Source organism: Microbacterium sp. bgisy203, assembly GCF_057706945.1.
This window is the reverse complement of sequence record NZ_JBYIPF010000009.1, coordinates 105364-112683: the sequence shown is the minus strand read 5'-3', so window position 1 is coordinate 112683 and position 7320 is coordinate 105364. Positions and strand designations below refer to the sequence as shown.

Genomic DNA, 7320 nt, shown 5'->3' with positions numbered 1-7320 from the left:
CGGTGGAAGATCACCGCGGTGGGGGTGAAGCGGACGGTGAGGGGGGAGCCGAGGAGGGTGCCGTCCTGCTGGTGCGTTGCGGCGTCGACGACGAAGTTCACGGGCATCCCGACGATCCCGACCCCGTCCGGTTCGTCGACGAGCGGGAGGGATGCGGGGGCGAAGGATGCGACGTCGGACAGGGTCGGGGTGATGGTCGCCGGGGTGGGGTCGGTGGGCGGTGCGACGAACTCTTCGCAGAGGTTCGGGTCGTTCGCGGGGCACTCGACCGGGACCGGGTCTCCCGGGCGCGGGACGTAGGGGACGTACGGGTCTGTGATGAGGCCGCCCTGGCCTGAATCAACGAATCCATCTTCCCGGTTCGTATCGCCTCCACCGCCGGGGCGCGTCGCGCTGATCTCGACGGCGGCGCCGTCGTTCGCGACCGCCGGGCAGTCGGTAGACCACCCCAGCCCATCGGCGCAAGGAGGTTTCGTTGCGGGGAGCCCCACCGTGGGCGACAGGCCGAGAACGATCAACGCGGCCGAGACGACTAACGTTTGCATTCTGGGTCGCCGTCTCGGCCAGAGAAGGAGCTGATGGACCAGCTCCCATCATCGTTGTCGACGATTGCAGCCAACGCTTGTTCCTGGGGCCGGTCCTGAACTTGCGAAGCCCCGGTGCTGTCCACCAGCGTTACGCTCCCTACATCCACGCAGATGGATAGTCTGACGCTGTCTTGCCCCAGTCGCTCAGGGACGATTTGCTTCACGACGCTTTGCCCGTCCACGACCCATTCGTCAGCGTGCATCTGAGTGAAGCTCGTCTTTGCCGCATCGAGAGCCTCACCGGACAACGTTGCATACACCGGTTCAAAAGTCGCCGGCTCGCTGAGGTCGACCTGATTCGCGGCATCAACATAAGCCCGATAGGTCGCCTCCGCCGCCTCGAACGCCTCCTCCTCGGACGCGAACCCCGTCGGCGTCGGTGTGGGTGCAGGCTCGGGGGAGCAAGCGGTGGTCAGCGCCGCGGCGAGGAGCAGCGCTCCACCCGTCATCGCCCATCGGTGCTGTCGTCGCATGGTCCATACCGTAGCCAGAGGCATCCGACATCGACCGGGGTTATCCACAGACGCCTACGCTGGTCCCATGTCCTTCGGAGCCGCCGCGCAACGCGGCCGCGCGCTTCCGGCCGACGCCCCGTGCCCGTGCGGCGGCGGAGCCTTCGGGGAATGCTGCGGGCCGCTCCTCGCGGGTGAGCCGGCGGCGACCGCAGAACAGCTCATGCGGTCGCGCTTCACTGCGTTCTCGCTCGGCGACGCGGCGCACCTCCGGGCGACGTGGCATCCGGCGACCGCGCCCGACGACCTCGACCTCGCCGGCTCATCCCTGCGTTGAGATCGGCTGGAGATCATCGACACGCAGAACGGGGGCGTGGGCGACCGACGCGGTGTCGTGGAGTTCGACGCCCACTGGACCGACACCGCTACCCGCGAGAGAGGCTCGCTCCACGAGAGGAGCCGCTTCCGCCACGCGGGCGGGCGCTGGTTCTACCTCGACGGCGACATCCTCGACGGGGCCATCCTCGACCACGGAGATCGCTGACACTGCGGCATCCCGGGCCTGCGCGGGCGTAGCTTGAGCATATGTCGCCCCTCCGTCCCGATCGGTCCACCGCCGTCGCCTCCGCCTCCGAGACCGAAGACACCGAGGACGCCGCCCCGGAGTCGATGCTCACGGTGCTCATCGCGCTCGGCGCGAACCTGCTGATCGCGATCGCCAAGACGGTCGCGGCACTCCTCACCGGCGCGGCATCGATGGTGGCCGAGGCGGCGCACTCGTGGGCGGATGCCGGGAACGAGGTGTTCCTCTACATCGCAGCGCGCCGCAGCGTGAAGCCCGCCGACCCGACGCATCCCGTCGGCTACGGCCGCGAGGCCTACGTGTGGTCGCTGTTCGCCGCGTTCGGACTGTTCGCGGTCGGTGCCGGGGTGTCGATCATGCACGGCATCCAGGAGCTGATCGATCCCGAGCCGGCGGAGCGCTTCGAGATCTCCTACATCGTGCTCGCGGTCGCGTTCGTGCTCGAGGGAATATCGTTCCTGCAGGCGCTCCGACAGTCGCGACGCCAGGCCGCCGAATCGCACCGCGACGTCCTGGACCACGTGATGCGCACGTCCGACCCGACGCTACGCGCGGTGTTCTTCGAGGATGCCGCGGCGCTGATCGGTCTCGTCATCGCTTTCCTCGGCATCCTGCTGCATCAGGTCACCGGCTCGTCGGTGCCGGACGCGATCGGATCGATCCTCGTCGGCGTGCTGCTCGGCATCGTCGCGATCGTGCTCATCCGGCAGAACCGTCGGTTCCTCGTCGGGGTGTCGATCGACCCCGTGCTGCGCGCCGCCGTGCTCCAGAGACTCCTCGACCACCCGTCCGTGGCGCAGGTCACCTACCTCCACATCGAGTACTCGGGCCCTGGCAAGGTGATGATCGTCGCCGCCGTCGATCTCATGGGCGACTTCGCGGAGCACGAGGTCGCGGCGACGCTCAACGCCGTCGAGGACGAGATCGGCGCGAGCAAGAACGTCGCCTGGGTGGTGCTCACGCTGTCGCGGCCGGGGGCGCCGGCGCTCGACCCCGCGCACCCCGCGGACCCGCTCGTCGGCTGATCCTCCGCGCGGCAGAGGCCCGGCGGACTCTGATATCATGAAATGTCATGCGTGTGGCCGCTTCGGCCTGCGTGCACGACATCGAACGAACAATCCACCGCTGCAGCCCCGTGCATCCGTTCGCCTCGCGCGTTCGGACGGGACTCGGCCCGACACCCCGACCACCCAAGGACAACCCACTATATGACTACCGCAACGACCGCCCCGGCCACCAAGCAGGTCGCCATCAACGACATCGGATCTGCTGAAGACTTCCTGGCCGCGGTCGAGAAGACCCTCAAGTTCTTCAACGACGGAGACCTCATCGAAGGCACCGTCGTGAAGATCGACCGCGACGAGGTCCTCCTCGACGTCGGATACAAGACCGAGGGCGTCATCCCCTCGCGCGAGCTCTCCATCAAGCACGACGTCGACCCGAACGAGGTCGTCCAGGTCGGCGACGAGGTCGAAGCCCTCGTTCTCCAGAAGGAGGACAAGGAAGGCCGCCTCATCCTCTCCAAGAAGCGCGCGCAGTACGAGCGCGCGTGGGGCGACGTGGAGAAGATCAAGGAGAACGACGGCGTCGTGACCGGTCAGGTCATCGAGGTCGTCAAGGGTGGTCTCATCGTCGACATCGGCCTCCGCGGCTTCCTGCCCGCGTCGCTGATCGAGCTGCGCCGCGTCCGCGACCTCACGCCGTACCTCGGCCAGGAGATCGAGGCGAAGATCCTCGAGCTCGACAAGAACCGCAACAACGTCGTGCTCTCGCGCCGCGCCCTGCTCGAGCAGACGCAGTCCGAGTCGCGCACCACTTTCCTCAACAACCTGCACAAGGGTCAGGTCCGCAAGGGCGTCGTCTCCTCGATCGTCAACTTCGGTGCGTTCGTCGACCTCGGCGGCGTGGACGGCCTCGTGCACGTCTCCGAGCTCAGCTGGAAGCACATCGAGCACGCCTCCGAGGTCGTCGAGGTGGGCCAGGAGGTCACCGTCGAGATCCTCGAGGTCGACCTCGACCGCGAGCGCGTCTCGCTGTCGCTCAAGGCGACGCAGGAGGACCCGTGGCAGGTCTTCGCCCGCACCCACGCGATCGGTCAGGTCGCGCCGGGCAAGGTCACCAAGCTCGTTCCGTTCGGTGCGTTCGTGCGCGTCGCGGACGGCATCGAGGGCCTCGTGCACATCTCGGAGCTCTCCGGCAAGCACGTCGAACTCGCCGAGCAGGTCGTGTCGGTGGGCGAAGAGGTCTTCGTCAAGATCATCGACATCGACCTCGAGCGTCGCCGCATCTCGCTGTCGCTCAAGCAGGCCAACGAGTCGGTCGACCCCAACGGCACCGAGTTCGACCCGGCGCTGTACGGCATGACGACCGAGTACGACGAGAACGGCGAGTACAAGTACCCCGAGGGCTTCGACGCCGAGTCGGGTGCCTGGCTCGAGGGCTTCGACGCTCAGCGCGAGAAGTGGGAGCAGGAGTACGCCGCCGCCCAGGCTCGCTGGGAGGCACACAAGGTCGCCGTCGCGAAGGCGCTCGAGGCCGAGGCTGCCGCCCCGGTCGAGACCGGCGCGTCGTCGTTCTCCTCGGACAGCGCGTCGAGCGGCACCCTCGCCGACGACGAGGCGCTGGCCGCGCTCCGCGAGAAGCTGTCGGGTCGCTGATCCGCTGATCCATCTGAACGGGGTCGGAGCCTTCGGGTTCCGGCCCCGTTCGGCGTCGGTAGGCTCGCATCCATGCCTCTCGTCGCGCTCACCGGCGGCATCGCCTCCGGAAAGTCCACCATCGCCCGTCGCCTCGCCGATCACGGTGCGGTCATCGTCGACGCCGACGCGATCGTCCGCGACGTGCAGCAGCCGGGCTCGCCCGTCCTCGACGCCATCGCCGCCGAGTTCGGCGCCGATCTGCTCGGCGACACCGGCTCGCTCGATCGCGCCGCGCTCGGAGCGATCGTCTTCGGCGACGACGCCGCGCTGGCGCGGCTGAACGCAATCGTGCATCCCGCCGTCCGCGAAGAGTCCGCGCGCCGGTTCGCCGAGGCGCTCGCGGCGGATGCCGACGCCGTCGTCGTCTACGACGTCCCGCTCCTCGTCGAGGCGCGTGTCGACGACCCGTGGGACCTCATCGTCGTCGCGGACGCCCCGACATCCGAACGCGCCGCGCGGCTGGTGGCGCTCCGCGGGCTGACCGAAGCGGATGCCGCCGCGCGCATCGCCTCACAGGTGAGCGACGAGCAGCGCCGCGCGATCGCCGACGTCGTCATCGACACCTCGGGCACGCTGGACGAGACCCTCGCCCAGGCGGACGCGCTCTGGGAACGCCTGCGCTGACACGGAGGTGTCACCGCGCCGCAACGGTGCGTTCACGCAGCCTCGGTAGCCTGTCGGCATGACCTGAGCGCCATCCGGAGATCGGAGACGACCATGCCCCACCTTCCTGACGCAGCGCAGCGGTCCGACCCCGAGTTCGAATGGGACGACTTCGCCATGGGCGATTTCGAGTCCGGCGACGACGACGAGATCTGAGCGTCCTCGGCATCCCGCCCGAGTGCGCCGACGGTGAACACCCGACCCCGTGTCGGTGGCCCCGCCTACTCTGGAGGGATGCAGACCACGCGATCCGTCCGACCCTTCGAGGTCGTCAGCGAGTACGCCCCGAGCGGCGACCAGCCGCAGGCGATCGCCGACCTCGCCGCGCGCATCAACGCGGGTGAGACCGACGTCGTGCTCCTGGGCGCGACGGGAACCGGAAAGTCGGCGACGACGGCCTGGCTCATCGAGCAGGTGCAGCGGCCGACGCTCGTGATGGCGCACAACAAGACGCTGGCCGCACAGCTCGCGAACGAGTTCCGCGAGCTCATGCCGAACAACGCGATCGAGTACTTCGTCAGCTATTACGACTACTACCAGCCCGAGGCGTACGTCCCGCAGACGGACACCTTCATCGAGAAGGACTCCTCGATCAACGCCGAGGTCGAGCGGCTGCGCCACTCGACGACGAACTCGCTTCTCAGCCGCCGAGACGTCGTCGTGGTGAGCACCGTGTCGTGCATCTACGGCCTCGGCGCGCCGGAGGAGTATCTGCGGGCGATGGTCGCGCTGCAAGTGGGGGAGCGGTACGACCGCGACGCCCTCATCCGCAAGTTCATCGCGATGCAGTACAACCGCAACGACGTCGACTTCTCGCGCGGCAACTTCCGTGTCCGCGGCGACACGATCGAGATCATCCCGGTGTACGAGGAGTACGCCGTGCGCATCGAGCTGTTCGGCGACGAGATCGAGGCGCTCTACATGCTGCACCCGCTGACGGGCGACATCGTGCAGCGCCTCGACAGCGTGCCGATCTTCCCGGCATCCCACTATGTCGCCGGCACCGACACGGTGCATCGCGCGATCGGCACGATCGAACACGAACTCGGCGAGCGGCTGAAGGAGCTCGAGGGCCAGGGCAAGCTCCTCGAGGCGCAGCGCCTCCGCATGCGCACGACATTCGACCTCGAGATGCTGCAGCAGCTCGGCTTCTGCTCGGGCATCGAGAACTACTCGCGTCACCTCGACGGTCGCCAGCCCGGTGAGCCGCCGCACACGCTCCTCGACTTCTTCCCCGACGACTTCCTCCTCGTCATCGACGAGTCGCACGTGACCGTTCCGCAGATCGGCGCGATGTACGAAGGGGATGCCTCCCGCAAGCGCACCCTCGTCGACCACGGGTTCAGGCTGCCGAGCGCGATGGACAACCGCCCGCTGCGCTTCGACGAATTCAAAGAGCGCGTCGGGCAGACCGTGTACCTCTCGGCGACTCCCGGACGCTACGAGATGGGGATCGCCGACGGCGTGGTGGAGCAGATCATCCGCCCGACCGGCCTCGTCGACCCGGAGATCATCGTGAAGCCCTCGAAGGGGCAAATCGACGACCTCCTCGAGGAGATCCGCGTGCGCGTCGACCGCGACGAGCGTGTGCTCGTGACGACTCTCACCAAGAAGATGGCCGAGGAGCTGACCGACTTCCTCGGGGAGCACGGCGTCCGCGTGCGCTATCTGCACTCCGACGTCGACACGCTCCGCCGGGTGGAGCTGCTCACCGAGCTCCGTCAGGGCGTCTACGACGTGCTCGTCGGCATCAACCTCCTGCGCGAGGGCCTCGACTTGCCCGAGGTCTCGCTCGTCGCGATCCTCGATGCCGACAAGGAGGGGTTCCTCCGCAGCGGCACCTCCCTCATCCAGACGATCGGCCGCGCGGCCCGCAACGTCTCGGGTGAGGTGCACATGTACGCCGACAACATGACCGACTCGATGCGCTCGGCGATCGAAGAGACCGACCGGCGCCGCGAGAAGCAGATCGCGTACAACACGGAGCACGGTATCGATCCGCAGCCGCTCCGCAAGAAGATCGCCGACATCACCGACGCGCTCGCGCGTGAGGCCTCCGACACGCAGGCCATGCTGAGCGGCAAGGCGACGGCCAAGAACAAGTCCGGCAAGGGCAAGTCGCCGACGCCGCAGCTGCGGCGTGAGGGACTGGCCGCCGAGGGCGCGAACCAGATCGAGGCGACGATCGAAGACCTCACCGCGCAGATGCTCGCCGCGGCGTCCGAGCTCAAGTTCGAGCTCGCGGGGCGCCTGCGCGACGAGGTGCAGGACCTCAAGAAGGAGCTGCGCGCGATGGAGCGGGCCGGGCACGCCTGATCACCCGACCCGCCTCCCGG

At 68.1% G+C, this 7320-nt stretch carries 5 protein-coding genes and 2 pseudogenes; 5 read left to right on the top strand and 2 right to left on the bottom strand.

Translation table 11 applies throughout. From position 1 onward, the window contains the following. Together AC3ENQ_RS12700 and AC3ENQ_RS12695 are read right to left on the bottom strand one after the other, a co-directional pair. Positions 1-545: pseudogene (locus AC3ENQ_RS12700) on the bottom strand (hypothetical protein); the annotation flags it as partial. After that, a complete protein-coding gene (locus AC3ENQ_RS12695; RefSeq protein WP_431805106.1) occupies positions 533-1060 on the bottom strand; it encodes a hypothetical protein in 528 nt (175 codons plus the stop codon). The gene AC3ENQ_RS12695 and the pseudogene AC3ENQ_RS12700, both read right to left, overlap by 13 nt. Here AC3ENQ_RS12695 and AC3ENQ_RS12690 point away from each other — a divergent pair. The 5 genes and pseudogenes from AC3ENQ_RS12690 to uvrB all read left to right on the top strand — a co-directional run bounded on the left by AC3ENQ_RS12690 (position 1059) and on the right by uvrB (position 7300). Then, positions 1059-1583 (top strand): annotated as a pseudogene (locus tag AC3ENQ_RS12690) (YchJ family protein). The gene AC3ENQ_RS12695 and the pseudogene AC3ENQ_RS12690 overlap by 2 nt on opposite strands. 41 nt (positions 1584-1624) lie before the next feature. Continuing rightward, positions 1625-2647 (top strand): cation diffusion facilitator family transporter, encoded by a 1023-nt coding sequence (locus AC3ENQ_RS12685; protein ID WP_431805105.1) that lies wholly within the window; start codon positions 1625-1627, stop codon positions 2645-2647. A 183-nt stretch (positions 2648-2830) separates the two neighbouring features. Beyond that, positions 2831-4279, top strand: a complete 1449-nt coding sequence (gene rpsA, locus AC3ENQ_RS12680) for a 30S ribosomal protein S1 (protein WP_431805104.1) — start codon at positions 2831-2833, stop codon at positions 4277-4279. 72 nt (positions 4280-4351) lie between these two features. Next, positions 4352-4945 carry a dephospho-CoA kinase gene (gene coaE / locus AC3ENQ_RS12675; RefSeq protein ID WP_431805103.1) on the top strand — a complete coding sequence of 198 codons (594 nt, stop codon included), beginning with the start codon at positions 4352-4354 and terminating at the stop codon, positions 4943-4945. A 273-nt stretch (positions 4946-5218) separates the two neighbouring features. Beyond that, complete coding sequence (gene uvrB, locus AC3ENQ_RS12670; protein ID WP_431805102.1) at positions 5219-7300, top strand: excinuclease ABC subunit UvrB; 2082 nt, start codon at positions 5219-5221, stop codon at positions 7298-7300. The last annotated feature ends 20 nt before the right edge of the window (positions 7301-7320 follow it).

Bases quoted from the DNA above. Each gene is read 5' to 3' on its own strand.
- AC3ENQ_RS12685 (WP_431805105.1), top strand. From the start codon at position 1,625: ATGTCGCCCCTCCGTCCCGATCGGTCCACCGCCGTCGCCTCCGCCTCC.
- coaE (WP_431805103.1), top strand. From the start codon at position 4,352: ATGCCTCTCGTCGCGCTCACCGGCGGCATCGCCTCCGGAAAGTCCACC.
- rpsA (WP_431805104.1), top strand. From the start codon at position 2,831: ATGACTACCGCAACGACCGCCCCGGCCACCAAGCAGGTCGCCATCAAC.
- AC3ENQ_RS12695 (WP_431805106.1), bottom strand. From the start codon at position 1,060: ATGCGACGACAGCACCGATGGGCGATGACGGGTGGAGCGCTGCTCCTC.
- uvrB (WP_431805102.1), top strand. From the start codon at position 5,219: ATGCAGACCACGCGATCCGTCCGACCCTTCGAGGTCGTCAGCGAGTAC.